Annotated in this window: 26 protein-coding genes; 10 read left to right on the top strand and 16 right to left on the bottom strand. The window is 64.0% G+C overall.

Going from position 1 to position 25,821, the window contains the following annotated elements; translation table 11 throughout:
- Positions 1-38: 38 nt before the first annotated feature.
- On the bottom strand, positions 39-887 hold the full coding sequence (locus tag AB4Z37_RS25025) for a prephenate dehydratase (RefSeq protein WP_441519453.1): 849 nt from the start codon (positions 885-887) through the stop codon (positions 39-41).
- Between the two features lie 29 nt (positions 888-916).
- The gene (locus tag AB4Z37_RS25020; protein WP_441519452.1) at positions 917-1,657 is read right to left on the bottom strand and encodes a 3-deoxy-manno-octulosonate cytidylyltransferase; all 741 of its coding nucleotides are present in this window, start codon (positions 1,655-1,657) and stop codon (positions 917-919) included.
- Positions 1,658-1,877: 220 nt separating this feature from the next.
- On the opposite strand from AB4Z37_RS25020, the gene AB4Z37_RS25015 reads away from it, so the two are divergent.
- The 6 genes from AB4Z37_RS25015 (at position 1,878) to AB4Z37_RS24990 (ending at position 10,349) form a co-directional block, all read left to right on the top strand.
- On the top strand, positions 1,878-2,429 hold the full coding sequence (locus AB4Z37_RS25015; protein WP_441519451.1) for a c-type cytochrome: 552 nt from the start codon (positions 1,878-1,880) through the stop codon (positions 2,427-2,429).
- A gap of 204 nt (positions 2,430-2,633) precedes the next feature.
- The gene (locus AB4Z37_RS25010) at positions 2,634-4,532 is read left to right on the top strand and encodes an extracellular solute-binding protein (protein ID WP_441519450.1); all 1,899 of its coding nucleotides are present in this window, start codon (positions 2,634-2,636) and stop codon (positions 4,530-4,532) included.
- A gap of 8 nt (positions 4,533-4,540) precedes the next feature.
- Positions 4,541-6,421 (top strand): extracellular solute-binding protein, encoded by a 1,881-nt coding sequence (locus AB4Z37_RS25005; protein WP_441519449.1) that lies wholly within the window; start codon positions 4,541-4,543, stop codon positions 6,419-6,421.
- A gap of 3 nt (positions 6,422-6,424) precedes the next feature.
- On the top strand, positions 6,425-7,531 hold the full coding sequence (locus AB4Z37_RS25000) for a microcin C ABC transporter permease YejB (protein WP_441519448.1): 1,107 nt from the start codon (positions 6,425-6,427) through the stop codon (positions 7,529-7,531).
- On the top strand, positions 7,531-8,715 hold the full coding sequence (locus tag AB4Z37_RS24995) for an ABC transporter permease (protein WP_441519447.1): 1,185 nt from the start codon (positions 7,531-7,533) through the stop codon (positions 8,713-8,715). Before AB4Z37_RS25000 ends, AB4Z37_RS24995 begins: the two co-directional genes overlap by 1 nt.
- Positions 8,715-10,349: an ABC transporter ATP-binding protein gene (locus AB4Z37_RS24990; protein ID WP_441519446.1), complete on the top strand. Its 1,635-nt coding sequence runs from the start codon at positions 8,715-8,717 to the stop codon at positions 10,347-10,349. The genes AB4Z37_RS24995 and AB4Z37_RS24990 overlap by 1 nt, the downstream gene beginning before the upstream one ends.
- A gap of 39 nt (positions 10,350-10,388) precedes the next feature.
- On the opposite strand, the gene AB4Z37_RS24985 is transcribed toward AB4Z37_RS24990, so the two are convergent.
- Complete coding sequence (locus AB4Z37_RS24985) at positions 10,389-11,237, bottom strand: C40 family peptidase (RefSeq protein ID WP_441519445.1); 849 nt, start codon at positions 11,235-11,237, stop codon at positions 10,389-10,391.
- Positions 11,230-12,609: a leucyl aminopeptidase family protein gene (locus AB4Z37_RS24980; RefSeq protein WP_441519444.1), complete on the bottom strand. Its 1,380-nt coding sequence runs from the start codon at positions 12,607-12,609 to the stop codon at positions 11,230-11,232. The genes AB4Z37_RS24985 and AB4Z37_RS24980 overlap by 8 nt, the downstream gene beginning before the upstream one ends.
- A gap of 147 nt (positions 12,610-12,756) precedes the next feature.
- Between AB4Z37_RS24980 and AB4Z37_RS24975 the strand changes: the two genes are divergently transcribed.
- Positions 12,757-13,584, top strand: coding sequence for a tetratricopeptide repeat protein (locus AB4Z37_RS24975; RefSeq protein WP_441519443.1), 828 nt, complete (start codon positions 12,757-12,759; stop codon positions 13,582-13,584).
- A gap of 45 nt (positions 13,585-13,629) precedes the next feature.
- Here the strand turns inward: AB4Z37_RS24975 and AB4Z37_RS24970 are convergent, their stop codons facing one another.
- From AB4Z37_RS24970 to AB4Z37_RS24925, 10 genes are all read right to left on the bottom strand, one after another.
- On the bottom strand, positions 13,630-14,607 hold the full coding sequence (locus AB4Z37_RS24970; protein WP_441519442.1) for a type II secretion system F family protein: 978 nt from the start codon (positions 14,605-14,607) through the stop codon (positions 13,630-13,632).
- A gap of 9 nt (positions 14,608-14,616) precedes the next feature.
- A complete protein-coding gene (locus tag AB4Z37_RS24965) occupies positions 14,617-15,591 on the bottom strand; it encodes a type II secretion system F family protein (RefSeq protein ID WP_441519441.1) in 975 nt (324 codons plus the stop codon).
- Between the two features lie 96 nt (positions 15,592-15,687).
- Positions 15,688-17,145, bottom strand: a complete 1,458-nt coding sequence (locus AB4Z37_RS24960; RefSeq protein ID WP_441519440.1) for a CpaF family protein — start codon at positions 17,143-17,145, stop codon at positions 15,688-15,690.
- Positions 17,146-17,166: 21 nt separating this feature from the next.
- Positions 17,167-18,429, bottom strand: a complete 1,263-nt coding sequence (locus AB4Z37_RS24955; protein WP_441519439.1) for an AAA family ATPase — start codon at positions 18,427-18,429, stop codon at positions 17,167-17,169.
- Positions 18,426-19,175: a CpaD family pilus assembly protein gene (locus AB4Z37_RS24950; protein WP_441519438.1), complete on the bottom strand. Its 750-nt coding sequence runs from the start codon at positions 19,173-19,175 to the stop codon at positions 18,426-18,428. Before AB4Z37_RS24950 ends, AB4Z37_RS24955 begins: the two co-directional genes overlap by 4 nt.
- Positions 19,176-19,189: 14 nt before the next feature.
- Complete coding sequence (locus tag AB4Z37_RS24945; RefSeq protein WP_441519437.1) at positions 19,190-20,665, bottom strand: type II and III secretion system protein family protein; 1,476 nt, start codon at positions 20,663-20,665, stop codon at positions 19,190-19,192.
- Positions 20,666-20,681: 16 nt separating this feature from the next.
- Positions 20,682-21,470: a Flp pilus assembly protein CpaB gene (gene cpaB, locus AB4Z37_RS24940; RefSeq protein ID WP_441519436.1), complete on the bottom strand. Its 789-nt coding sequence runs from the start codon at positions 21,468-21,470 to the stop codon at positions 20,682-20,684.
- Between the two features lie 126 nt (positions 21,471-21,596).
- Positions 21,597-22,121 (bottom strand): A24 family peptidase, encoded by a 525-nt coding sequence (locus AB4Z37_RS24935; protein ID WP_441519435.1) that lies wholly within the window; start codon positions 22,119-22,121, stop codon positions 21,597-21,599.
- A 111-nt stretch (positions 22,122-22,232) separates the two neighbouring features.
- Complete coding sequence (locus AB4Z37_RS24930) at positions 22,233-22,370, bottom strand: hypothetical protein (RefSeq protein WP_441519434.1); 138 nt, start codon at positions 22,368-22,370, stop codon at positions 22,233-22,235.
- 135 nt (positions 22,371-22,505) lie between these two features.
- Positions 22,506-22,682: a Flp family type IVb pilin gene (locus AB4Z37_RS24925; RefSeq protein WP_441519433.1), complete on the bottom strand. Its 177-nt coding sequence runs from the start codon at positions 22,680-22,682 to the stop codon at positions 22,506-22,508.
- 393 nt (positions 22,683-23,075) lie between these two features.
- On the opposite strand from AB4Z37_RS24925, the gene AB4Z37_RS24920 reads away from it, so the two are divergent.
- The 3 genes from AB4Z37_RS24920 (at position 23,076) to AB4Z37_RS24910 (ending at position 24,918) form a co-directional block, all read left to right on the top strand.
- Entirely contained in the window at positions 23,076-23,600 is a 525-nt protein-coding gene (locus AB4Z37_RS24920; protein ID WP_441519432.1) for a pilus assembly protein N-terminal domain-containing protein, read from the top strand.
- A gap of 147 nt (positions 23,601-23,747) precedes the next feature.
- On the top strand, positions 23,748-24,329 hold the full coding sequence (locus tag AB4Z37_RS24915) for a TadE/TadG family type IV pilus assembly protein (protein WP_441519431.1): 582 nt from the start codon (positions 23,748-23,750) through the stop codon (positions 24,327-24,329).
- A gap of 4 nt (positions 24,330-24,333) precedes the next feature.
- Positions 24,334-24,918: a TadE/TadG family type IV pilus assembly protein gene (locus AB4Z37_RS24910; RefSeq protein WP_441519430.1), complete on the top strand. Its 585-nt coding sequence runs from the start codon at positions 24,334-24,336 to the stop codon at positions 24,916-24,918.
- Positions 24,919-25,030: 112 nt separating this feature from the next.
- Here the strand turns inward: AB4Z37_RS24910 and AB4Z37_RS24905 are convergent, their stop codons facing one another.
- Positions 25,031-25,243, bottom strand: coding sequence for a cold-shock protein (locus tag AB4Z37_RS24905; protein ID WP_025588297.1), 213 nt, complete (start codon positions 25,241-25,243; stop codon positions 25,031-25,033).
- Positions 25,244-25,533: 290 nt separating this feature from the next.
- Positions 25,534-25,815 (bottom strand): translation initiation factor IF-1, encoded by a 282-nt coding sequence (gene infA, locus AB4Z37_RS24900; protein ID WP_211966664.1) that lies wholly within the window; start codon positions 25,813-25,815, stop codon positions 25,534-25,536.
- Between the last annotated feature and the right edge of the window lie 6 nt (positions 25,816-25,821).

The following is a 25,821-nucleotide window of genomic DNA, read 5'->3' as shown; positions in this document are numbered from 1 at the left end:
TCATCAATCTGTAAAATTTCTGCCCACGCCTCTGAAGCTCAGCTCCCCGACTCGCTGAAGGTCGCCCGGAACGGATGGGCCGGGTAGACACCGATGATGCGCAGCTCCCTGGAGAAGAAGCGCAGCTCTTCCAGGGCATAGGCGAGCGAGCGGTCGTCGGGATGGCCATCCACATCGGCATAGAACTGCGTGGCGAAGAAATTGCCGTCGACCATGTAGCTTTCCAGCTTGGTCATGTTGACGCCGTTGGTGGCGAAGCCGCCGAGCGCCTTGTAGAGCGCCGCCGGCAGGTTGCGTACCCGGAACACGAAGGTCGTCACCAGCGGGGCCGCGGTCTGCGGAGCCCACTTTTCCGTGCGCGACAGCACGACGAAGCGGGTGGTGTTGTGGGATTCGTCCTCGATGTCGGCGCTCAGGATGTCGAGGCCGTAAATCTCGGCGGCAAGGCGCGAGGAAATCGCGGCGCAGGTCTTGTCGCCACGCTCCGCGACGGCGCGGGCCGAGCCTGCGGTGTCGACGGCGACGATGGGCTTGATGCCGAGCTGGCGGATGATCTTGCGGCACTGGCCGAGGGCGTGAACGTGACTTTCCACGGTCTTGATGCCTTCCAGCGTCGCGCCGCGGGGGGCGACGAGCTGGTGGCGGATCGGCAGGAACCACTCGCCGATGATGAAGAGCCCGGAATGCGGCAGCAGGTGGTGGATGTCGGCGACGCGGCCGGCCACCGAGTTCTCGATCGGAATCATGCCGAGATCGGCGTCGCCTGAGGAAATAGCGGCAAGGGCGTCCTCGAAGGTCGCGCAGGGCAGGGCCTCGGCGTCAGGGAAGGCCTCGGCGATGGCGATATGCGAGTTCGCGCCCTTTTCGCCCTGGAATGCGATCTTCATGGTCGGCTCGTCGGGTTTGGGGTGATCATTCAGGAGGCGCTCAGCATCTGCCGAGCGATCTCGAGGTCATGGGGCGTATCGACGCCGAGCGGCACGGTGTCAACCACCGCGACGTCGATGCGCATGCCTGCCTCGATCGCCCGCAGCTGTTCCAGCTTCTCGCGGGTTTCCAGCGGGGAAGGAGGGAGCGATACGAAGCGTGCCAGGGCCGCCCGGCGATAGGCATAGAGACCGATGTGATGATAGCGCGGCCCGTCGCCATAAGGTGCCGTCGCCCGGGTGAAATACAGCGCCCGCAGGCGGTCCGCGGTGAGCGGCGAGCCGATGACCTTCACCACGTTGGGGGAGGTGTGCTCGTCGTCCTTGCTGATCACCGCGGCGAGGGTCGCGATGTCGACGGCAGGATCTTCCAGCGGGCCGAGCGCCGCGCGAATGTCGGAAGGGGCGATGGTGGGCAGGTCGCCCTGGACATTGACGATGATCCGGACCTCGCCCGCCGGATCCAGCCGCGTCAGCGCCTCGTGGATGCGGTCGGAGCCCGAGGGATGGTCGGGGCTGGTCATGACGGCCTCGCCGCCATGGGCCGCCACGGCGGCGGCGATCTCGTCGGTGTCGGTCGCCACCACCACCCGGCCGATGCCGGCCTCCTGGGCGCGGCGCCAGACCTGGACGATCATGGGCACGCCGCCGATGTCCTTGAGCGGCTTGCCCGCGAGTCGGGTGGCCGCCATGCGGGAGGGAATCAGCAGCAGGGTGTCGGATCGGGCCATGAGGTCGAAGTCGCGTGAGGTGGAAAAATCGGAAATTCGTGCGCGTTTTCAATGCGGCGGGGCCGGTTATACGGGTTGCCAGCGCCCAGGCAAACCGTTATCTCGTTGCAGCGATTGCGAATGCTTGATTTCGGGGCCGTTTTTTGGTTTTCAGTCACGTTATTCGCGCGCCTGAACCATGCGTGCAACGTGACCTTCCGGCGGTGGGGCCTGATCCGATATGGACTCCTTTGAACTCAACAAGATCATGGGCGCAATTCTGGGCACCTGCCTGGTCTTGATGGTGATGAATCTGACCGCCAATGCGGTCTTCACCCCGAAGCCGATGGCCAAGCCTGGTTTCGAGATCGCCGTGAAGGAAGAAGCGGGTGGCGGCGGCGAGAAGGCCGCGGCAGCGGCTCCGTCGGAGCCGATCGAGAAGCTGCTGCAGACCGCCTCGGTCGAGAAGGGTGCGACGGCCGCCAAGAAATGCGCCGCCTGCCACACCTTCGAGAAGGGCGGTCCCAACCGTGTGGGTCCGAACCTCTACGGCATCGTCGATCGCGATCGTGCCTCCGAGGCCGGCTTCAACTACTCGGCGCCGATGAAGGCGAAGGGCGGCAAGTGGACCTTCGACGAGCTGAACAAGTTCCTCATCAATCCGAAGGGCTACATTGCCGGCACCGCCATGGGCTTTGCCGGCCTGCCCAAGGACAGCGAGCGCGCCGACGTGATCGACTACCTGCGGTCGCTGGCGGACAAGCCGGTGCCGCTGCCGACCGCGGCGAAGTAAGCCGGATTAAAGATTTGTCATTCGGAGACGGCCGGGCTTGCCCGGCCGTTTTCGCATGCACATTCTCCTTGCGGGCCTCGTGACCATTGGCCGCAAAGATGGCCGCAGGGGTGGAAACCTTTCCAAAAACCGACATAATCGCTGGGGACGCTGATCCGGGGGAACGCCCGGCGGTGACACCGGCCCAATCACAGGATCGCTTGTTTGAAAATTTCCCGACGCCGCGTCCTCCAGAGCGGAGCCATCGCCGCAGCGGTCCCGCTGTTTCAGACAACCCCCGCCGCTTTTCTCGTCAATGCGGCACGCGCCAGCGATGCGCCGGGCGGAGCGCCCTGGCGGCACGCGCTGTCGCTGTTCGACGACATCAAGTATCCGGCGGACTTCAAGCGCTTCGACTACGTCAATCCCGATGCGCCGAAGGGCGGCAGCGTGCGGCAGCTCGAGATCGGCACGTTCGACAGTTTCAACATCGTCGTCGCCGGCGTGAAGGGCAACCCGCCGGGTGGCCTCGGTCTGATCTACGAAACGCTGATGGTCGATTCGCGCGATGAAGTGTCGACCGGTTACGGCCTGCTCGCGGAAGCGGCGACCTATCCGGACGACCGCTCCTATGTGATCTACCGCCTGCGCCAGGAAGCGCGCTGGCACGACGGCAAGCCGGTGACGCCCGAGGACGTCATTTTCTCGTTCAACGCCTTCAAGACCCACAGCCCGATGTACAGCGCGTACTATCGGCACATCGTGAAGGTCGAGAAAGTTGGCGATCGCGACGTCAAGTTCGTGTTCGACGCTCCCGGCAACCGCGAGCTGCCGGCCATCGCGGGACAGCTCGTGATCCTGCCCAAGCACTGGTGGGAAGGGACCGACGCGCAAGGCCGCAAGCGCGACGTCAGCGCGACCATGCTGGAGCCGCCGCTTGGCTCGGGCCCGTATCGGATCAAGGACTTCGTCGCCGCGCGGTCCCTGGTGATGGAACGCGTTCCCGACTATTGGGGCGCAAAGCTGCCGGTGAATATCGGGCTGAACAACTTCGACCAGATCCGCTACGAGTTCTTTCGCGACGACACCGTGGCGCGGGAGGCCTTCAAGGCCGATCAGGTCGACTGGATTCTGGAGCGCAGTGCCAAGGAATGGTCGACCGCCTATGATTTTCCGGCCGTTCGCGACGGCCGCGTGATCAAGGAGAAATTCCCGGTCAACAGCGTCGGCCGGATGCAGGGCTTCGTCTTCAACCTTCGTCGTCCGCTGTTCTCCGACGTCCGGCTGCGCCGCGCGTTCAACTTCGCGTTCGATTTCGAGGAGATGAACCGCCAGCTCTCCACCGGCGAGTACAGCCGCGACAACAGCTACTTCGAAGGTACGGAGCTTGCGTCCTCCGGCCTGCCGCAGGGCCTCGAGCTGCAGTTGCTGGAGCCGCTCCGCGACAAGATTTCGCCGGAGATCTTCACCACCCCCTATACCAACCCGGTCGGCGGCAGCGCCGAGGCGCTTCGCGGCAACCTGCGCGAAGCCGCGCGTCTGCTGAAGGAGGCGGGCTTCGACGTTCGCGACCGCAAGCTGGTCGATCCACAGGGCAAGCCCGTCAGTGTCGAATTCCTCAGCCGCGATCAGGGCGACGAGCGCATCATCCTGTTCTACAAGCCGAACCTCGAGCGTCTCGGCATCACGGTCACGGTGCGGACGGTCGACGACGTGCAGTACCAGAACCGCCTGCGTGCGTTCGATTTCGACCTCGTGACCGGTCTCTGGGCGCAATCGCTGTCGCCGGGCAACGAGCAGCGCGACTTCTTCGGCTCGCAGGCAGCGGACCGGCCGGGATCGCGCAATCTCGCCGGCATCAAGAACCCGGCCGTCGATGCCCTGATCGAGCGCATCATCTACGCGCCGAACCGCGCCGAGCTCGTGGCCGCCTGCAAGGCACTCGACCGCGTGCTGCTGTGGAATTTCTACGTCGTTCCGCAGTTCACCTACGGCTTCCAGCGCTACGCCCGCTGGGATCGCTTCAGCCATCCGGAGCCGATGCCGAAATACGGCATCTCCGGATTCCCGACACTCTGGTGGTACGACGAGACCAAGGCGGCAAAGATCGGCAAACGTTCTTGAGGGTTCCGATGGGCACTTTCCCGCTCACCCGCCGTGCGGCGCTTCGCTTCGGCGGCGGTGTTGCCGCCGCCATGCTGGTGCGTCCCGCAGCGGCGGCCAGCACCGCCCACGGCATGTCGGTGTTCGGCGACCTCAAATACCCTGCCGATTTTCACCATTTCGACTACGTCAATCCCGACGCCCCGAAGGGCGGGATATTCTCGACCATCCCGTCGGTGCGTGCCAACAATCAGTCGTACTTCACCTTCAATTCGCTCAATGCCTTCATCCTCAAGGGGGAAGGCGCGCAGGGCATGGACCTGACCTTCGCCACGCTGATGGCGCGGGCCGGCGACGAGCCGGACGCGATGTACGGCCTGCTCGCGAAGTCGGTCGAGATCTCGCCGGACAAGCTGGTCTATCGCTTCGTGCTGCGGCCGGAGGCGCGTTTCCACGACGGTTCGCGGCTGACCGCGGCGGATGCTGCGTTCTCGCTGACGATGCTGAAGGCCAAGGGGCACCCGCTGATCAGCCAGCAGATGCGTGACGTCGCCGCCGTCGAGGCAGTCGACGATGCGACGCTGGTGGTGACCTTCGCCGAGAAGCGCGCCCGTGACGTACCGCTCTTCGTTGCGGCCCTGCCGATCTTCTCCAGGGCCTACTATGCGAGCCGTGCGTTCGACGAATCCACGCTCGATGTTCCGCTCGGATCCGGCCCCTATCGTGTCGGCAAGTTCGAGGTCAACCGCTTCATCGAGTTCGAACGGGTCAAGGACTGGTGGGGCGCCGATCTGCCGGTCGCGCGGGGCACCTACAATTTCGATATCGTGCGCTATGAATTCTACCGCGATCGTGACGTTGCGTTCGAAGGCTTCACGGCCAGGAACTACCTCTACCGCGAAGAATTCACCGCGCGGGTGTGGGCGACCCGTTATGACTTTCCCGCGATCAAGGATGGCCGCGTCAAGCGCGAGATCCTGCCCGACGACACCCCGTCCGGTGCGCAGGGCTGGTTCATCAACACCCGTCGCGATCGCTTCAAGGATCCGCGGGTGCGCGAGGCACTGATCAACGCCTTCGATTTCGAGTGGACCAACAAGACCATCATGTACGGCGCCTACACCCGCACGGTGTCGCCGTTCCAGAACTCGAACCTGATGGCGGAAGGCGCGCCGTCGCCGGACGAGTTGAAGCTGCTGGAGCCGTTCCGCGGCGAGATTCCGAACGAGGTGTTCGACGCCCCGTTCGTGCCGCCGGTCAGTGATGGCACCGGCCAGGATCGCGCCCTGCTGCGCAGGGCGTCACAACTGCTCCAGGATGCCGGCTTTCCGATCAAAGAGGGCAAGCGGCTGCTGCCCAACGGCGATGTGTTCCGGATCGAATTCCTGGTCGACGAGCCGTCGCTGCAGCCGCATCACATGCCGTACATCAAGAATCTCGGCGTGCTCGGCATCGAAGCCACGCTTCGCGTCGTCGACGCTGTGCAGTATCGCGCGCGGGTGGAGGATTTCGACTTCGATATCACGATGCAGCGTTTCAGCCTGTCGGCGACGCCGGGCGACAGCCTGCGACCGTTCTTCTCGTCCCAGGCGGCCAAGACCAAGGGATCGTACAATCTCGCGGGGGTCGCCAATCCGGCGATCGACGCCCTGATCGAGCGTATCATCGGCGCCGAGAGCCGTCCCGAGCTGATCACCGCCTGCCACGCCCTCGATCGCGTGTTCCGGGCCGGGCGCTACTGGGTGCCGCAGTGGTACCGCAGCAATCATCCCGTGGCGTACTGGGATGTGTTCGATCATCCGGCGAAGCTGCCGCGCTACAACCCCGACGGCTATTCCTCCGGGCTCGGCGAACGCACGCTGTGGTGGTCCGACGCCGCCAAGGCCGCCAAGCTCGATCAGGCGAAGTAACCCATGAGCGCCTATATCGCCCGCCGCCTGCTGCTGATGATCCCGACCCTGCTCGGGATTTTGTTCGTGTCCTTCGTGGTGGTGCAGTTCGCACCCGGCGGCCCGGTCGAGCGGGTGATCGCCCAGCTCAACGGCGCCGATACTGGCGCCAGCTCGCGCATTTCGGGTGGTGGCGGTGATCTCGTCGGCCGGCCGCAGGCGGGTGTGGCGGCGGATGCGATGAACTCCAAGTACCGCGGCGCCCAGGGCCTCGATCCGGATTTCATCAAGAGCCTGGAGAAGCAGTTCGGTTTCGACAAGCCAGCGCCGGAACGCTTCGCGCTGATGTTGTGGAACTTTGCCCGTTTTGATTTCGGCAAGAGCTATTTCCGAGATGTCAGCGTATTGCAGCTGATCAAGGAGAAGCTGCCGGTATCGATGTCGCTGGGCATCTGGATGACATTGCTGACCTATCTGATCTCGATTCCGCTCGGCATCCGCAAGGCGGTGCGCGACGGGTCGCGTTTCGATGTCTGGACGTCAGGCGTCATCATCGTCGGCTTCGCGATTCCCGGCTTTCTGTTCGCCATCCTGCTGATCATCCTGTTCGCCGGCGGATCGTTCCTCGACCTGTTCCCGCTGCGTGGCCTGACCTCGGACGGCTGGTCGCAATTCCCGTGGTACTGGAAGATCATCGACTACTTCTGGCACCTCGCGCTGCCGCTGGTGTCGATGGCACTCGGTGCCTTCGCGACGATGACGCTGCTGACCAAGAACTCGTTCCTCGACGAGATCCGCAAGCAGTACGTCATGACTGCGCGCGCCAAGGGCTGCAGCGAGCGGCAGGTGCTCTACAATCACATCTTCCGCAACGCCATGCTGATCGTGGTCGCCGGTTTTCCCGGCGCCTTCATCCACGCGTTCTTCTCGGGATCGCTGCTGATCGAAACCATTTTCTCGCTGGACGGACTTGGCCTGCTCGGCTTCGAGAGCGTTCTCAACCGCGACTATCCGGTGGTGTTCGGCACGCTCTACATCTTCTCGCTGGTCGGGCTGGTCGTGAACCTGCTGTCGGACCTGACTTATATGTGGATTGATCCGCGGATCGATTTCGAGGCGCGCGAGGTGTGATGAGCGTGACGGCGCCAGAACCGGTCGAGACCACCACGATCACCCCGCTCGGCGAGGCGATGCCGGCGTCGCGCCGTCGCTTCGGGCCATCGCCACTGAACCGGCGGCGCTGGCAGAACTTCAGGGCGAATCGCCGCGGCTACTGGTCGTTCTGGCTTTTCTCGCTGCTGTTCGTGATTTCAATGTTCGCCGAGCTGATCGCCAACGATCGGCCGCTGATGATCCGGTATGACGGGCATCTCTACTGGCCGGCATTCGTCAACTATGCCGAAACCACGTTCGGTGGCGACTTCGAGACCGCGGCGGACTATCGCGATCCCTACCTGCAGAAACTGATCGCGGACAAGGGCGGTTCGATCGTGTGGGCGCCGATCCGCTACTCCTATGGCACCCACAACCTCGACCTGCCGACGCCGGCGCCGTCGAAGCCGACTTGGCTTCTGACAGAGGCGCAGTGCAAGACGGTGGTGGAGCGCAAGGGCCTGAAGGGCTGCCGCGATCTCGAATACAACTGGCTCGGCACCGACGACCAGGGGCGTGACGTGGTCGCACGTCTGATCTACGGTTTCCGCATTTCCGTGCTGTTCGGTCTCGCGCTGACGCTGGCGTCGTCGGTGATCGGCGTCGCCGCCGGCGGCATCCAGGGCTATTTCGGCGGCTGGACCGACCTGATCTTCCAGCGCTTCATCGAGATCTGGACCGCGATTCCCTCGCTTTATCTTCTCCTGATCCTGTCGTCGGTGCTGGTGCCCGGCTTCTTCGTGCTGCTCGGCATCCTGCTGCTGTTCTCGTGGGTGTCGCTGGTTGGCCTGGTGCGCGCCGAATTCCTGCGTGGCCGCAACTTCGAATACATCCAGGCAGCGCGTGCGCTCGGCGTCTCCAATGGCGTCATCATGTTTCGCCATCTGTTGCCGAATGCCATGGTCGCCACCATGACGTTCCTGCCGTTCATCGTGTCGTCTTCGGTGATGACACTGACGGCGCTCGACTTTCTCGGCTTTGGCCTACCGCCGGGCTCGCCGTCGCTGGGTGAGCTGCTGTCGCAGGGCAAATCCAATATCCAGGCGCCGTGGCTCGGCCTGACCGGATTTTTCTCGGTCGCGATCATGCTGTCGCTGCTGATCTTCATCGGCGAGGCGGTGCGTGACGCCTTCGATCCCCGCAAGACATTCAGGTCGAGCTGATGGACGCGATCAACCAGCCGCTGCTCGATGTCCGCGACCTGTCGGTCGCGTTCCGTCGTGGCGAGAACGAATCGATGGTGGCGGTCGACGGCATTTCGTTCGAGATCCGCCGCGGCCAGTGTGTCGCGCTGGTCGGCGAATCCGGCTCGGGCAAGTCCGTCAGCGCGCTGTCGGTGCTCAAACTGCTGCCCTATCCGGCGGCGTTTCATCCTTCCGGCAGCATCCACTTCAAGGGTCAGAACCTGCTCGCCCTGAAGGAAAATGAGATCCGCGCCATTCGCGGCAACGACATCTCGATCGTGTTCCAGGAACCGATGACCTCGCTCAATCCGCTGCACACCATCGAGGCGCAGATCGGCGAGATCCTGTCGTTACACAACGGGCTGCGTGGCGCGGCGGCGCGCACCCGCATCATCGAACTCCTGACCCAGGTCGGCATCCCTGAACCCGAGACGCGGCTCGGCAGCTATCCGCATCAACTGTCCGGCGGTCAGCGCCAGCGTGTCATGATCGCCATGGCGCTCGCCAACGAGCCGGACCTGCTGATTGCCGACGAGCCGACCACGGCGCTCGACGTCACCGTGCAGGCGCAGATCCTCAAGCTGCTTGCGGACATCCGCGCGCGCCTGGGCATGAGCCTGCTGTTCATCACCCATGATCTCGGCATCGTACGGCGGATCGCCGACGTCGTCTGCGTCATGAATGACGGCAAGATCGTCGAGAGGGGACCGGTCGAGCAGGTGTTCAGCAGCCCGCAGCATCCCTACACGCGTGCGCTGCTGGCGGCCGAGCCGAAGCCGGATCCGGCGCCGCCGCGCCCCGACGCGCCGGTGGTGATGGCGACCGACGACCTCAAGGTCTGGTTTCCGATCAAGCGCGGCCTGATGCGTCGCACCGTCGGGCAGATCAAGGCGGTCGACGGTGTCACGATAGCGGTTCGTCAGGGCGAGACGCTGGGCGTCGTCGGCGAGTCCGGCTCGGGCAAGACGACGCTGGGGCTGGCGCTGTTGCGCCTGATCTCGTCGCAGGGGCCGATCGTGTTCCTCGGTAAGGATATCCAGGGCCTGCGCTTCAAGGAGATGAGGCCGTTCCGCCGCGACATGCAGATCGTGTTTCAGGATCCGTTCGGCGCCCTCAGCCCGCGCATGTCGGTCGGCGACATCATCGCCGAGGGATTGACGGTGCATCAGCCGTCAATGACGCGGACCGAACGCGAGGCCCGCGTGGTCAAGGCGCTGGACGATGTCGGTCTCGATCCGGCAACCCGGTTTCGTTACCCCCACGAATTCTCCGGCGGCCAGCGCCAGCGCATCAGCATCGCGCGTGCCGCGGTGCTGGAGCCGAGCTTCGTGGTGCTCGACGAGCCGACCAGCGCACTCGACATGCTGTTCCAGGCCCAGATGGTCGATCTCCTGCGCGAACTGCAGCGCAAGCGGGATCTGACCTATCTGTTCATCTCGCATGACCTGCGCGTGGTGGCGTCGCTGGCGAGCCACCTCATCGTGATGCGCCATGGCAAGATCGTCGAGGAGGGGCCGGCGGCGCAGCTCTTCAAGGCGCCGCAGACCGACTATACCCGTGCGCTGTTTGCCGCGGCGTTCCGCAACGAGGCCGAGCCGGGCGCCGCGACCTGACGGGAGCAATCTGCGCGGCCCGAACTGGTCCGACCACGATCAGCGCAGCAGTCGCCGCACGCTGGTGATCTCGCTGCCGGCGGCGCTGATCCGGCTGACGGCGCCCCGCAGCGGTTCGGTCGCGGTCGCCATGTGATAGGCGTTGGCGTGGACGAGACTGTCGGTTCCGCTCACGATGGCGACATGGCCTTTCCAGAACACCAGATCGCCGCGCCGCAGGTCATGCCACTGCGCGTGGTCGAGCGCCTCGCCGAGCGTCTGCTCTTGCATATCGCTGTCGCGCGGTGCCGCGATGCCGCAGGCCGCGAGTGCGATCTGGACGAGGCCCGAGCAGTCGGTGCCAAGGCTGGTCTTGCCGCCCCACAGATACGGCGTTCCGATGAACCGCTCGGCGACCGCGACGAAGTCGTCTTCAACGTGGTCGAGCGGCGCGACATGGGGCAACGGCAGGTAGTGCCGCTGGGACGTGATGGCGAAGGTCGCATCGGTGCGCACGACCTCGAGGCGGGCGCCGAGCGGCAGCGTCTCGACCGGCGGCAGCTTGATCGACGGGCCCGGGAAGGCGAGCGTGCGCAGCGCGGTGACCGCATGGGTCGGGGACGTGCGCGGTTTGACCAGCGCGAGGTCGGGCAGCCAGCCGACATAGCCGTCGCCGGCGAGCTGTCCCCACGCCCAGCCCTCGATGGTGCGGTCGTAGATCGTTACCCGCTCGCCCTTCAGCGCCTGGGTGTCCAGCGCGGCGTCGTGCGAGGGCTCACGGCGCAGCGGCACGATCGGATCGAACACCTCGAGCTCTTCGCCGGTGACAAAGCGCTCCGCCGTCACCTGCCCGCGCAGGTGCTCGGCGGCGAGGTCGGGGCGCGCGGGGGTCAGCCGGGGATCAGCCATAGCGCCGGCTCAGCAGCTGATAGATGGCGCGTGCGGCCTGGCATTCGCCGCCTTCGGGGCGGCCGGGTTTCGCGGTCGGCGTCCAGCCGTAGATGTCGACATGAAGCCAGCGCGTCGTCGGCTCGACGAAACGCTGCAGGAACAGCGCACAGGTGATCGATCCGGCGAAGCCGTTGGACGGGGCGTTGTTGATGTCGGCGACTTTCGAATCCAGCCATTTGTCATAGGCGGGCCACAGCGGCAGCCGCCACAGCGGGTCGTTCTCCTCGCGGGCACTGCGCGACAGATCGTCGGCGAGACCATCGTCGTTGGTGTAGAACGGCGGCAGGTCGGGACCAAGGGCCACGCGCGCGGCGCCGGTGAGCGTGCCGAGATCGATCAGCAAGTCGGGCTTGTCCTCGTCGGCGAGCGCCAGCGCGTCGGCGAGCACCAGGCGGCCCTCCGCGTCGGTGTTGCCGATCTCCACGGTCGGCCCCTTGCGCGACGGCAAGACGTCGAGCGGCCGGAAGGCGTTGCCGGCAACGGCGTTCTCGACTGCCGGGATCAGCACCCGCAGCCGCACCTTGAGCCCGGCATCCATCACCATCTGCGCGAGCGCCAGCACGTTGGCGGCGCCACCCATGTCCTTCTTCATCAGCAGCATCGAGCCCGATGGCTTGAGGTCGAGGCCACCGGTATCGAAGCACACGCCCTTGCCGACCAGCGTGACCTTGGGATGCGCCGGGTCACCCCAGGTGAGATCGATCAGCCGCGGCGCGCGCTGGGAGGCCTGGCCGACCGCGTGAATCAGGGGGAAGTTCTTGGCCCGGAGATCGTCGCCGACGATGTTGGAGAAGGCCGCGCCGTAGCGCTCGGCGAGTGCGGCGGCCGCGGCGGCGAGGTCCTCGGGGCCCATGTCGTTGGCCGGCGTGTTGATCAGGTTTCGGGCGAGGGTGGCCGCGTCGCTGATCCGGGTCATCTCGGCGGCATCGATGCCGTCGGGGGGCACCAGGCGTGCCTTCGGCTGATCGGCCTTGCGATAGCGCGCGAACCGGTAGCTGCCGAGAGCAAAGGCGAGCACCGCGAGCCGACCGTCGTATGGGGCATTGGCGAAGCGATAGACGCCCTCAGGCAGCAAGCCGGGCAGTTGCCCGGGGCGGAACGGATCGTGCGCCGGAGCCGTCGCCTCCTCCAGGCCGAACAGCACCTGCGCCAATGCACCATCGGGTCCCGGTAGCGCCAGATACTGGCCGGGCTTGGCGGAGAAGCCGTTGCTCTCGGCGAAACGTCGGGCCGTTGCCGACAGGGCGGCTTTCTCTGTCTCCCACGAGGACTTGGTCGCAAAAGTGATGGGGATGGCGTCGGCAGTGGGGGGCGCGAAAATGGTGGTCATCGGAATCTCGGCATGGAGCGGGCGGTATGCCCGGGGGCGCGGTGACTATAGCCCGATTAACCGGGCGTTAGGGTTAACAGTCTATTGATGGCTGGTCTCCAGCCCATTCGGCGGACCTTGCGCGCCGGATTTCGCGAGTCGATGTGCATGCGTGATCAGTCTCAAGTCGCCCGGGTTCTCCTGTCTGCAGCGTCAGCGTTGATTCTGGCCGCCGCCGTCGCCGGATGTCAAACCACGACAGCGCGCGGACCGGACGTGACAGGGTCGGTCGGTGGTCCCATGGCCGCGCGGGCCGAAATTCCACGCGATGGTGACGCGCGTGTTCCGACCGATGCGCTGGGCGAACGCTATCGTGCCAATCCGCGCGATCCTGATGCGGCCATCCGCTACGGGCAGGCGCTGCGGATCAATGGCCAGCGCGCTCAGGCGGTCGCGGTGCTGGAAGCCGCGAGCCTCGCCAACCCGAACAACAAATCGGTGCTCGCAGCCTACGGGCGGGCGCTGGCCGACAACGGCAACTTCAAGCAGGCTTTCGATACCCTGAGCAATGCGCATACACCTTCGAATCCGGACTGGCGAATCCTGTCCGTACAGGGCACCACCCTCGATCAGATGGGGAAGCATGACGAGGCGCGCCGTTACTATGCGAGCGCGCTGAAGATCGTGCCCGAGGAGCCCTCGGTGCTGTCGAATCTCGGGCTGTCCTACATGCTGACAAAAGATCTCGGAAAGGCCGAGCAGGTGCTGCGCCGCGCCCACGCCGGCGCCGGCTCGGACCCGCGCATTCGGCAGAACCTCGCACTGGTCGTCGGGCTTCAGGGCCGATTTGCCGAGGCGGAGTCGATCGTCAAGGCGGACCTGCCGCCGGACGAGGCGGCCGCCAACGTCGCATATCTCAAGCAGATGCTGAGCCGGGGTGATGGTTCGCGTCAGGGCGCCGACAACGATGCGGCGGGGCTATCCCGCCGCTCCTGATCTGTCGGTCAGCCCGCTCCGCCTGCGGCGGGCCGCGCCGCGGCCTCAGTGCATGTAGGCCGAGACCTTGATGCCCGTTGGCCCGAGGATCACGACAAACAGCACCGGCAGGAAGAACACGATCATCGGCACCGTCAGCTTCGGCGGCAGGGCGGCGGCTTTCTTTTCCGCCTCCGTCATTCGCATGTCGCGGTTTTCCTGCGCCAGCACGCGCAGTGTCTGGCCGAGCGGGGTGCCGTAGCGTTCGGCCTGCTGCAGCGCCAGAGCGACCGACTTGACGCTATCGAGCCCGATGCGTTTGGCGAGATTCTCATAGGCGACCTTGCGGTCCTGCAGGTAGGACAGCTCGGCGGTCACCAGTGTCAGTTCCTCGGCAAGCGGGACCGACTGCGAGCCGATTTCCTGGCTGACACGCCGGAAAGCGGCCTCGATCGACATGCCCGATTCGATGCAGATCAGCATCAAGTCCAGGGCATTGGGGAACGCGCGCTTGATCGAAAGCTGGCGCTTGGCGATGGCGTTCTTCAGGAAGACCATCGGTGCATGCATGCCGAGATAGCTGACGCCGGCGCACATTGCGAGCTTCATGGCTGCGCCCTGCTGCATGTTGGAAAGCAGGAAGACGTAGATCACCGAGGAAATGAAGAACACGATCGGCGCGACCATGCGTGCGAACAGGAATGTGGTGTAGGGCGCCTGACCGCGGTAGCCGGCCATCACCAGCTTGTCGCGGGCTGATTCCTGGGCGACCCACTTGGTGAGGTTGAAGTCGTCGACGGCTTTCTGAACGAGCTGCTTCGGTGCCTGGCGCAGAGACACCTTCTCGTTGCGGTTCAGTCGCTCGCGCTCGCGCTGGCGGATGCGTTCACGCTCGCTGGCGACCGCCTTCATCCGCTTGGACAACGTTTCGCCGGCGAGCAGCGGCGAGATCAGCGTGTAGGCGGTGGCGGTCGCCGCGATCGCCGCGAGCACCATGGCCATGAAGCGGGCGTCGTGGAATTTCTCGATCAGGAAATCGATCATCGTTCGCCCTCAGAAATCGAAATTGATCATGCGCTTCATCACGAATATGCCGATGCTCATCCACAGAACGCAGCCAGCGAGCATCAGCCGCCCCGTTGGTTCGGTCCACAGCAACGAGATGTAGTCGGGGGTCGAAATATAGACCAGCAGCATCACGATCGGCGGCAGCGAGCCGATGATGCCGGCCGACGCCTTGGCTTCCGTTGACATCGCCTGGATCTTGCCGGCCATCTTCTTGCGGTCTCGCAACACCTTGGACAGGTTGCCGAGCGCTTCCGACAGGTTGCCGCCCGATTTTTGCTGAATTGCGATGACAATGCCGAAGAAGTTTGCTTCCGGCAGCGGCATCCGCTCATACAGCCGCGCGCAGGCTTCTGCGAGCGGCATGCCGATCGCCTGGGTTTCGACGATGGCGGAGAATTCGCTGCGCAGCGGTTCCGGCGAGTCGGCCGCGACCACGCGGATGGAGTCGAACAGCGGCAAGCCGGATTTGATGCCGCGCGTGATCACGTCGACCGCGTCCGGAAGCGCGTCGAGAAACTTCTTTTCACGGCGCTTCTTCAGGAAGCCGAGAATCCAGCGCGGCAACCCGAATCCTGCGGCGAAGCCGAGGCCTGCCGACGCCAGCAGTCCGGCGCCGAACACGAGCGGAACCAGGAAGAAAGCGCCGCCCAGAACGCAGGAAATGATCAGAAATTTCTGCTTCGTCCAGTCCAGTCCGGCCTGCGAGATCCGCGTGCTCAACGCGACACTCTGCGCCTTCTTGTTGCGCTGCTCGATCTCCTTGAGCGATTCCTCTACCTGCTCGCGGCGGCTGCGCAGGTTGCGGTCACTGGCCCGCACCACGGGCTCCGTCCGCGCCAGCGAGGCGCGACGCTTCTCGCTCTGCCGCTCTCCGGACAGCAGCGGATAGATGAAGACCCAGGCTATTCCGCCGACGGTCAGGGCGGCGAGAAAGGCGAGGGCAAGCGATTGAATGTTCATATCTCCTGCTCCCAAGGCGTGCTGCCAAACCCGTTTCCGGCCGCTTGTGCAAACACGTCGTCAGTTCGATGCGGCTGTGGCGACGATGGCGCCGGTTCAGCCGTTGGTTGTGGCAATTTCCGCAGCATCGAGGGCGGTCGCCAGGCGCTTCTCTTCGCCGTAGTAACGGGCGCGTTCCCAGAATTTCGGGCGGCCAATACCGGTGGAGCGGTGGCGGCCGATGATCCGGCCTTCGGTATCTTCGCCGACGATGTCGTAGACGAAGATGTCCTGGGTGATGATGGTGTCGCCCTCCATCCCGATTACCTCGGTGATGTGGGTGATGCGGCGTGAGCCGTCGCGGAGGCGCGCAGCCTGGATGATCACGTCGATGGACGAGCAGACCATCTCGCGAATAGTCCGGGACGGCAGCGAGAAGCCCCCCATGGTGATCATCGATTCGCAGCGTGACAGCGCTTCGCGGGGATTGTTGGCGTGCAACGTGCCCATCGATCCGTCGTGGCCAGTGTTCATGGCCTGCAGCAAATCGAACGCTTCGGGGCCGCGGACTTCGCCGACGATGATCCGCTCGGGGCGCATACGCAGACAGTTGCGGACCAGATCGCGCATGGTGATCTGGCCTTCGCCTTCCAGGTTCGGCGGGCGGGTTTCCAGCCGCACCGTATGGGGTTGTTGCAGCTGGAGTTCCGCGGCGTCCTCGCAAGTGATGATGCGCTCGTCGTCGTCGATGTAGTTGGTCAGGCAGTTCAGCAGCGTGGTCTTGCCGGAGCCGGTACCGCCGGAGATCAGAACGTTGCAGCGAACGCGCCCGATGATCTTGAGGATCTCCGATCCCTCGGGCGAGATCGCGCCAAAGCGGACCAGTTGATCCAGTGTCAGCTTGTCGCGCTTGAACTTGCGGATCGTCAGCACGGGCCCGTCGAGCGCCAGTGGTTCGACGATGGCATTGACGCGAGACCCGTCGGCGAGGCGTGCGTCGCAGATCGGTGACGATTCGTCGACGCGCCGGCCGACCTGGCTGACGATGCGCTGACAGATGTTCAGGAGCTGCTGGTTGTCGCGGAAGCGGATTCCGGTCCTCTGGATCTTGCCGCCGACTTCGATATAGACCGTATTCGCGCCGTTCACCATGATATCGGCGATATCGTCGCGCGCCAGCAGCGGTTCGAGCGGACCATAGCCGAGCACGTCGTTGCAGATATCGTCGAGCAGCTCCTCCTGCTCGGCGATCGACATCACGATGTTCTTGATCGCGATGATTTCATTGACGATGTCGCGAATTTCCTCGCGTGCGGATTCGCCGTCGAGCTTGGCGAGCTGCGCCAGATCGATCGCCTCGATCAGCGCCCCGAAAATCGTCGCCTTGACCTGGTAGTAGTTGTCGGAGCGACGGACTTCGTTGTGAACCGGAGGGGCGGGGGCGCGCGCCGGTGCGAGCGGCGGCGAAGCAACCGCAGGTTCGGGATTGCGCGTGACCGGAGCCGGTGCAGGCTCCAGTGCGGCCGGCTTGACCGCCCGGGTCTGGGATTCAGGTCCGCTACGCTTACCAAACACGACACAACTCCACGCAATAGATTACTTCGATCGCAGCTTGCCCAGCAGCGGCGCCAGCAGCGACGTTCGTGATTTCTTGGCCTCTCCGCGTCCCGTCAGCCGCTGCGCGATCTGCAGGAACATCTCTGCGGTGCGGTGATTGGCGGCGACCTCAGCGATCATCTGGCCGTTGTTGGCTGCAACGCCGAAGATCTGAGGTTCGAACGGAATCGAGGCGATCGGCTCGCTCTCGATCGCCTTGGCGAATTCCTTGGTGCTGATTTCCGGGCGCTTGGGCACCCCGGTCCTGTTGAGACAGTAGGACGGCATGCGGTCGTTGGGCCGCGCCCCCTTCAGAAGGTCGAACAGGTTCTTGGTGTTGCGAAGATTGGCGAGGTCCGGCTCGGCAACGATCAGGATGTCGTCGGCATTGATCAGTGCGCGCTTGGACCAGCCCGACCACTGATGCGGCACGTCGAGAACGATGCAGGGCACTGTTCCGCGCAGCGTATCGAAAATAGAATCGAACGCTTCGGCTCCGAAGTCATAGACGCGATCCAGCGTCGCGGGCGCGGCGAGCAGGCTGAGATGATCCGTGCATTTCGACAGCAGACGATCGATGAACGCGGTGTCGACGCGATCCGGCGAAAACACCGCCTCGGCGATGCCCTGCGGCGGGTCCTGGTTGTAGTCGAGGCCGGCGGTGCCGAAGGCGAGATCGAGATCGGCGACAACCGAGTCCAGCGCGAGATCGCGGGCGATCGCCCAGGCGATGTTGTGGGCGATGGTCGATGCGCCGACACCGCCCTTGGCGCCGACCACGGCAATGATGCGGCCGACGGCCTTCGCTTCCGGTGTCGAAAACAGCCCGCAGATCGCGCGCACGATATCGATCGCGGAGACGGGAGCGATCAGATAGTCGCTGACGCCGCGACGGACCAGCTCGCGATAAAGCGTCACGTCGTTGACACGGCCGACCACGATCACCCGGGTGCCGGGATCGCATACCGTCGCGAGCTGGTCGAGGCCGCCGAGGATATCGCTGCGGCCGTCGGTCTCCAGAACAATGACGTTCGGGGTCGGTGCGCTGCGATAGGCTTCGATCGCCGCAACTGTTCCCCCCATCTGGATCTTCAGATGGGCCTTGCCCAGCCGGCGGTCCTCGCCGGCGGATTGCACCGCGGCGGCGGTCTCCACCGACTCGCAGAATGCCTGCACCGACACGCGCGGTGCCGGCGCGATATGCTCCTCCGCGGCCGGTGGGGCCGCTTCGCTATCCGGTGTCTGGCGTGCGTAGTTGATCATTTTCCGAGGTCACTCAGTTTGGCCTTGTCGCCATCGCTATAGTTGGTCGCCGTGGGATTGCCCTTGCGGTACTTGTCGAAGGCGATCGAGCGGCGCGCCGTGTAGGGCGGCGTTTCGGGGCGCGGCTGAACGAGGTCCGACGGGTTCTCCACCATCGCCGCGAGGTTGCGCTGCGTCGAGCAGCCGAAGTTATGATAGGGTTTGTTCTCGACGTAGAGCTTGTTCTTGATCGATGGGCCGAGATCGTCGGGCCACAGCCCGCAAGGACCGGCTTCCGCCGCAATGCGCGGGTAGGACAAACGCACGGTCGCGAACTGGCGCGGATCGTTCGGCGTGTAATCACGGATTGTGATCGAGCGGGCGGGGATGCCAATCGCGCTCAACAGCGAACGAATCTCGCGGTAGGATTCCGATGCGGCGCGAGCGTTGGGCGTGTTTCTGGGCAGGTCGATCAGCAGGCTGCCGGTGCCTTCACGCAGCCAGGCTTGACCGAGGCTGATCACATCCGCGCGCTGGGTGGCGGTGAGGCCGCCGCGGCCACTGCCGACGAACACCTCGACGGTGCGATTGGCCTCTTCGATCACGATCGGATGGCGTTGGCGGTAATCGGCGGGAATGCTCGCCAGTGCATTCTCCTTGTCGCGCGCGTGCGTCAGGCAACCGCCGAGAGAGACCGAAACGCCGACCAGCAGCAGAGCTGCGCGCAGTCGCCGCTTCGATGTGACGGGATGGGGATGAACAGTCATTGCGAAATCCCGTTTCAATCGGTGATGAAGCCGTACTTGCCACGATAGCTCTGGCGCGGCCCGGGCCTGCCCGGGGCGCCGTAGATGCGATTGATGTTGCCGAGCAGATCCGACTGCGGGTCGGCCGCGTCAGCGAACCCGTCGTCAGGCCGCGACAGGTCTTTCTGCGCCACCGCTCGGACGATGTAAGGGGTGATGATGACAGCGAGCTCGGTCTGCCGGTTGACGTAGTCGCGGCTGCGGAACAGCGCGCCGAGAACGGGCAGTTGGGTCATCCCCGGCAAGCCGTTGATGGACTGCTTGGTCTGCTCCTGGATCAGGCCCGCGAGAGCCATCGAGCCGCCCGACGGAATCTCCAGTGTGGTCTCGGCGCGACGAGTGCGGATCGACGGGATCGTGATCGAGTTGTTGGTGGTCGAGGACAGCTGCTGGGTGACGGTGATCGAATTGTCGTTCGACAGCTCCGAGACTTCCGTCATCACGCGCAGGCTGATGCGGCCTTCGGACAGCACCAGCGGAGTGAAGTTCAGCGAGACGCCGAACTTCTTGAAGTTGATCTGCGTGGTACAGACGTGCGTCGTCGGATCGCAGGAATAGCCGGCCGGAATCGGAAACTCACCGCCGGCGACGAAGGTCGCCGATTCGCCGGAGATCGCGGTCAGGTTCGGCTCGGCCAGCGTCCGGATGACGCCGGCGCTTTCCATTGCGCGCAGCGTGGCGCTGACAGACGGGAAGTTGCCGGTGATGGCGTTGTTGGCAACCAGCGGGGCGCCGTTCGCGGTGAATGGGTTGGTATTGTTGAAGTTGAGCACCGACGCGCTGCCGAGGCTCAGGTTGTTGAGGTCGACGCCGAGCTGCTTGAGGATGTTGCGCTGGATTTCGGCGACGGTGACCTTGAGCAGCACCTGGTCGCGGCCGCGGACCGCGATGTTGTTGACCACCTTGGCGTTGTCGCCGGCGAGCCGCCCGGCGATGTCGCCAGCCTGCTGGGCGTCGGCCGGGCTGTTGGCGCTGCCGCTCAGCAGGATGCCGTCACCGACACCTTCGATCTGGATGTCGCTGTTGGGAAAAGCCTGCCGCAGCGCCGCTCGCACGCCGTTGAGGTCGCGCGTCACGGCGATATCGTAGGCGGAGATCTGCTGACCGTTAGAATCGAAGAAGATGATGTTGGTCTGGCCGACCGCCGCGCCGATGATGTAGGCGCGTTGTGCGGAGCGGATCACGGCATTGGCGATCTTCGGGTCGGCGACCAGCACATCCTTGACGTCGCGCGGCAGGTCGACGACGACCGACTTGCCGATACCAAGCGGCAGGAAGCGGGCATTCATCTGCCCAATGGCCTGGCTCGCTGCGGCCGGCATGGCCGGCACGCGCGCCTCGCCGGCCATCGCGGACAAGACGGGGTTCAGCGTCAAGGCCGCTACCGCCGCAAACGACAGGCCACGGACCATTCCGGTCTGCAGCCGCCGTCGGTTTCCATTGCGCGTCATTCGCTGCGCCCCTTCATTATCGCTGAACCGTGGTGGACGTCGGTACCCCGAAGCGAACCACGTTGATGCTGTTTCCCCGGATGCGTTCGGCCTGGGTCGGCGGTGCATTGGCGTCGACGATGCTGCGCAGCGCCAGCGCCAGCGTACCGGTCTGGCGCGCCTTGGCGAGCGATTCCGCCTGTTCGGGTTTGAGCTCGAGGGTCGCGGTCTTGCCGACGACGACCTTTTGTCCATTCTTTTCTTCGATGGTCTGGTCGATGGCGAGCACGCGGATGTTGCTGAGAATGATTTCCGAGACCACGGCGTCGGAGCCGTTGTGGTCGGAATTCTTCTCGCGGCGCGACAGGATCACATCGACGCGGTCGTTCGGCAGAATGAAGCCGCCGGCGCCCGTTTCGGCAGAGATTTCCGTCGAGATGGCGCGCATGCCCGACGGCAGGATCGCCGCCATGATGCCCGATCCCGGCCCCTTGACCAGTTTGAGCTCGCGGATGGGTTCGCCCGAGATGAAGGGCGAGCGGGCAATCGACCCGACGAGCTGGGTGACGGCGTCCGGCTTGTCGGTGCGGCGGATGAAATTGCTGCTGGCATTTGCGGCCGGCCACGTCTGCCACTGCAGATCGTTGGGGGTCACCGTCTGGCCCATCGGGATGTCGGACTTGGCGACGAGCACGTCGACGGTCTCGATCTGCTGCACCGGGGGCGCCTGCACGATCTGCTTGGGCTCAGGGCCGCTGACAAGGTAGATCGCCAGGCCGCCAGCGGCGACCGAGATGGCCAGGACGACAATACGCGCGGTATTCATACGCTTCACTTCCCGCAAGACACACGCGACCTTCCGATCGCTGTCCCGGGATTTGACCAGTTAAAGGTCAAAGCATGGTTAATGAGGCGTATCTAAATCACGTTAACGAGGTGTTGCCTGACCCCGTCAGGGCAGCACGAAGCGGCTGAGGTCGACAGCCGCAACCCAGGATGTTTCCGGGTAGATCACCAGCGCCCCCAGGGCAAGGGCGATGCCGTAGGGGATGTCGGCGTCCTTGCCGTGAAGCCGCAGCAACCAGGCCTGCGAGCCGAGAGCGTGCGGCAGCGGCCATTGCCGGAACTGCAGCAGCAGCAACGTGAGCGCGCCACCGAACAGCGAAGCGTAGAGCAGATAGTTAAGCAGGTGTGAAAAGCCGAGCCAGAGCGCGGCTGCGGATGCGACCTTGGCATCGCCGCCGCCGATCCAGCCCATGGCGAAGCAGGCGAAGCCGGCGGCCAACACCGTCAGTCCCGCCGCGCCATGCATCAGCAGATCGTGGCCGGACATGCCGCCCCAGGCCGCGAGGATCGCGAATCCGGCGATCAGCAGCACAGAAACCCGGTTCGAGATCGTCATGGTCAGCAGGTCGCTCGCGGCGGCGAATGCCATCAGGGCGGGAAAGAAACACAGCCGTGCGAGGTCGAGGATCATGCCGGTTCACATCTGGAGATTGAGCGGTCGCGGGCCACCTTAGGCCGGATATGTGAACAATCGCAAAACGCGCGGGTACGACGCGGGCGTGACGTGGTTCGGCGACGGAAATCAGACGAGCACGCCGGCAATCCGCCATGCCAATGCGATCAGCGCCAGCACCAGCGCCATGCAGACGATCATGGCCGCATCGTTGCCGGCATCGCGGTGTGGCGTGATGATGCTGCGAGACTGATCCTGAGGGCGCATCGCCTTGCCGATAAGCCGGGGCCTGCTCGCGGCCGGCCAAACGCGGTTGAACAGACACGTGCAGTTGATGAACAGAAAAGGCTCCGGGGATGCCCGGAGCCCTTTTGTGGCACGCTCGAAAAGCGCCCGTCCGTCTTAGCTGCCGGACGCGCCGATGCTGCTTGCGATGGTGCTGAACTTGCCGCTCAGGTTGGTGCCGAGCGTGTTCACCGCCGCGATGATCGCGAGAGAGATGCCGGCAGCGATCAGACCGTATTCGATCGCGGTCGCGCCGGACTCGTCCTTGACGAAACGAGCAATGAGATTCTTCATAGATAGCTCCATGTATGCATGTGGCTGTCAAAAACCGATCTTGGTGTGAGCAGCGCGAGGGCTTGCCGCGACCATGGCGTCACCTTATGGGGCAGTAATTGCGGCGTAGTTAATTCAACTGAAGAAACAGCGGTACAATAGGCAGTTCTTCGCGACGGTAAACGACGGCTTAATGATTGCACGAGCATCGCGGAGCATGAACTGCAAGGCGTTGATTCTGTTTTCGTTGATGAGCGGTGTGCGGGTTATGTGGCTGCCATGCGATATGACGCGGCCGCGTGTCGCACAGTATTGTTTGCAGTTCATTCATCAATTAACGCCACATTTGCCATGACGGGCGCCGGCGCCGCTGCGTATCGCTTATGCCGGCATGTAAAGGTCCCGGAGTAGAGTATGTCGACGAAGTCTTTGCGCCGTGCGCGCACTCTTGCCAGATCGTCATTGGTCGCCGTCAGCCTGGTGCTGTTCCAGCACGCGGCATTGGCGCGCAACGCGGGCGACCAGATCGATGTGGTGGTGGATCAAGCAAAGCTGGTCAAGTTGCCGGAGCGCGTGGCGACCCTGGTCGTCGGCAATCCTCTGATTGCGGACGTCACCCTTCAGGCCGGCGGCATGATGGTGGTGACCGGAAAAGGGTATGGGGCAACCAACTTCATCGCGCTGGACCGCGACGGGACCGTGCTACTCGACCGGGTGATTCAGGTTCAGGGCCCCACTGAGAACCTCGTGACCGTCTACCGCGGCGTCGATCGCGAGTCCTATAGTTGCACGCCGATCTGCCAGCGCCGCATCACGCTCGGGGATGGCGCGACCTACTTCACGTCGACCCTCGAGCAGGCCGGCACCCTCAGCAACCAGGCGACCGGTAACGCGACGGCGGCTGCAGCCAACACCTCATCTGGTGCTCCGAAGAATTGAATGCGCAGCAGAGGGTTTCCGGCTGGGAACGACTGGTTAATGGTCGGTTAATGTCCCCTGCCGGATTGTCCCGATCGGACGCAAGCTTTCAACAATGAGTGTTCGCTATAGAGGAGGTAGCTACTTGCTGCCTTCGAGACTGGCTTCATGCTGCCGTCACGCCTGTCCAAATCAACCATCCACGCCGTGATCCGCCGGTTCGCACGCAATCGCCACGCGTCGGCCGCGGTCGAGTTCGCGCTGATCGCGCCCTGGTTTCTCGCGCTGCTGTTCGCGATCATCGAGATCGCGCTGGTGTTCTTTGCGGGCCAGATGCTGGAGACCGCGACGCAGGATTCGGCGCGCCTGATCATGACGGGGCAGGCCCAGACCGCGCCGAACGGCGGCTATACGCAGGCCCAGTTCAAGACGCAGGTCTGCAACCGTCTCGCGATCATGTTCGATTGCCAGAACAAGCTGGCGCTCGATATCCGCAGCTACTCGTGCTTTTCGACGGTCGTTCAGCCGCAGAGCCCGATCGACGGCTCCGGCAATCTGCGCACCGATTTCCAGTTCGACATGGGGTCGCCGTCGTCGGTGGTGGTGGTCAGGGCGTTCTATCCGTGGCAGCTTTTTGTCACAGGCCTCGGCTTCAACATCGCCAACATGACCGGCGGACAGTACCTGCTGCAGTCCTCGGCCGCGTTCCGCAACGAGCCGTATGGCCAGGGCTCCTCAACGCCGTGTTAGAGCCATGCAGCACAAAAAGGTGATGTCGTCGGCCGGGGGGCGTGTTTTGCTAAGGCGCTTTCGTGCGGAGATGCGTGGCGGGTCGGCTGTCGAATTCGCCATCATCCTGCCGTTCATGCTGCTGGTGTTTCTCGGCACCTATGATCTGTGCAACGGCATCGCTGCCGATCGCAAGGTGACGATCACGGCGCGAACAATCTCGGACCTGATCGCGCAGGCCACGCAGGTGAAGAGTTCGGATGTTACGAACTCGTTCACGGCTGCGAGCTACGTGATGATGCCGTTCAGCGGAGCGCCGGTGCAGACCGTGTCCCAGATCAAAATTGATGGAACGACGACGCCAGCCAAGACAATCGTCCAGTGGAGCAAGTCAACCACCGGTACGGGACGTCCGCAGAATCAAACAGTGACGGTGCCCCCCGGACTGGTCACGACCGGTCAGGTGACCTACCTGATCTGGAGCGAGGTGTCCTACACCTACCAGCCGTTTACCAGCTATGTCTTCAAGTCGGCCTTCTCGCTGAAAGATCAGTTCTACGCGCGGCCGCGGCAGTCGGCATGCGTGCTGCTGGATTCGCAGGCGTGCTAGGGCCTTTGGCTGTCTTCTCTCATTTATGTTTTCAAAACGAGAAAGGCCGCGCCAGAGGCGCGGCCTTTCCCGATCGATTTGGCGTCTGCGGCTTACGCGCGCGACGAGATGATCAGCCTGCCGAGCGAAGATTGTCGGCCGACGACTTGCCGGAACGGCGATCAGCGACGATCTCGTAGCTGATCTTCTGGCCTTCGCGGAGAGTGCCGAGACCGGCGCGCTCGACAGCGCTGATGTGAACGAACACATCGTTGCCGCCGTCGTCCGGCTGAATGAAACCATAACCTTTGGTCGCGTTAAACCACTTAACAGTGCCCATGCTCACGGGGGTAGTCCCTTCTCAGATAGTGTAGTCAGTGCTCATCGTTACACGAGGCAACACGAGCCGTTTATGATCGAATTTTGGAAGGGTCGTCAGCGTTACCCGGCTGTACCGGTGGATAGCTAATGTCGTCCAGCCGAAAATCGATACTCCCAGTCATAAGGGAAAACGGGTTTTCAAACAATCCTGACGTGCGGGATTTTTTTGCAAGTTGCCAAAGTGCCTTAAATATAGCGGGTCCCTGCACGCGGAACGTGCAGGGACCCGGAATGTGCTTCAGTTGCGCGCTAGCGTCAACGGCGGCGGAACTGGCCGCGCGGCGGGCCGCTGCGGGGCGGGCCGCCGGCCGGACGCTCGTCCTTGTGGCGGAAAATGAGCCGGCCCTTTTCCAGGTCGTAGGGCGACATCTCGATCGTGACGCGGTCCCCGGCCAGGGTCTTGATGCGGTTTTTCTTCATCTTGCCCGCGGTGTAGGCAATGATTTCATGTCCGGCGTCGAGCTGGACACGATAGCGGGCGTCGGGAAGGATTTCGGTGACGAGCCCCTCAAACTGGATCAGTTCTTCTTTCGCCATGGAATT

The organism is Bradyrhizobium sp. 2TAF24 (assembly GCF_052115025.1).
Lineage (GTDB): Bacteria > Pseudomonadota > Alphaproteobacteria > Rhizobiales > Xanthobacteraceae > Bradyrhizobium_A.
The sequence above is the reverse complement of the archived record's forward strand: the minus strand, read 5'-3'. Positions and strand labels throughout refer to the sequence as shown.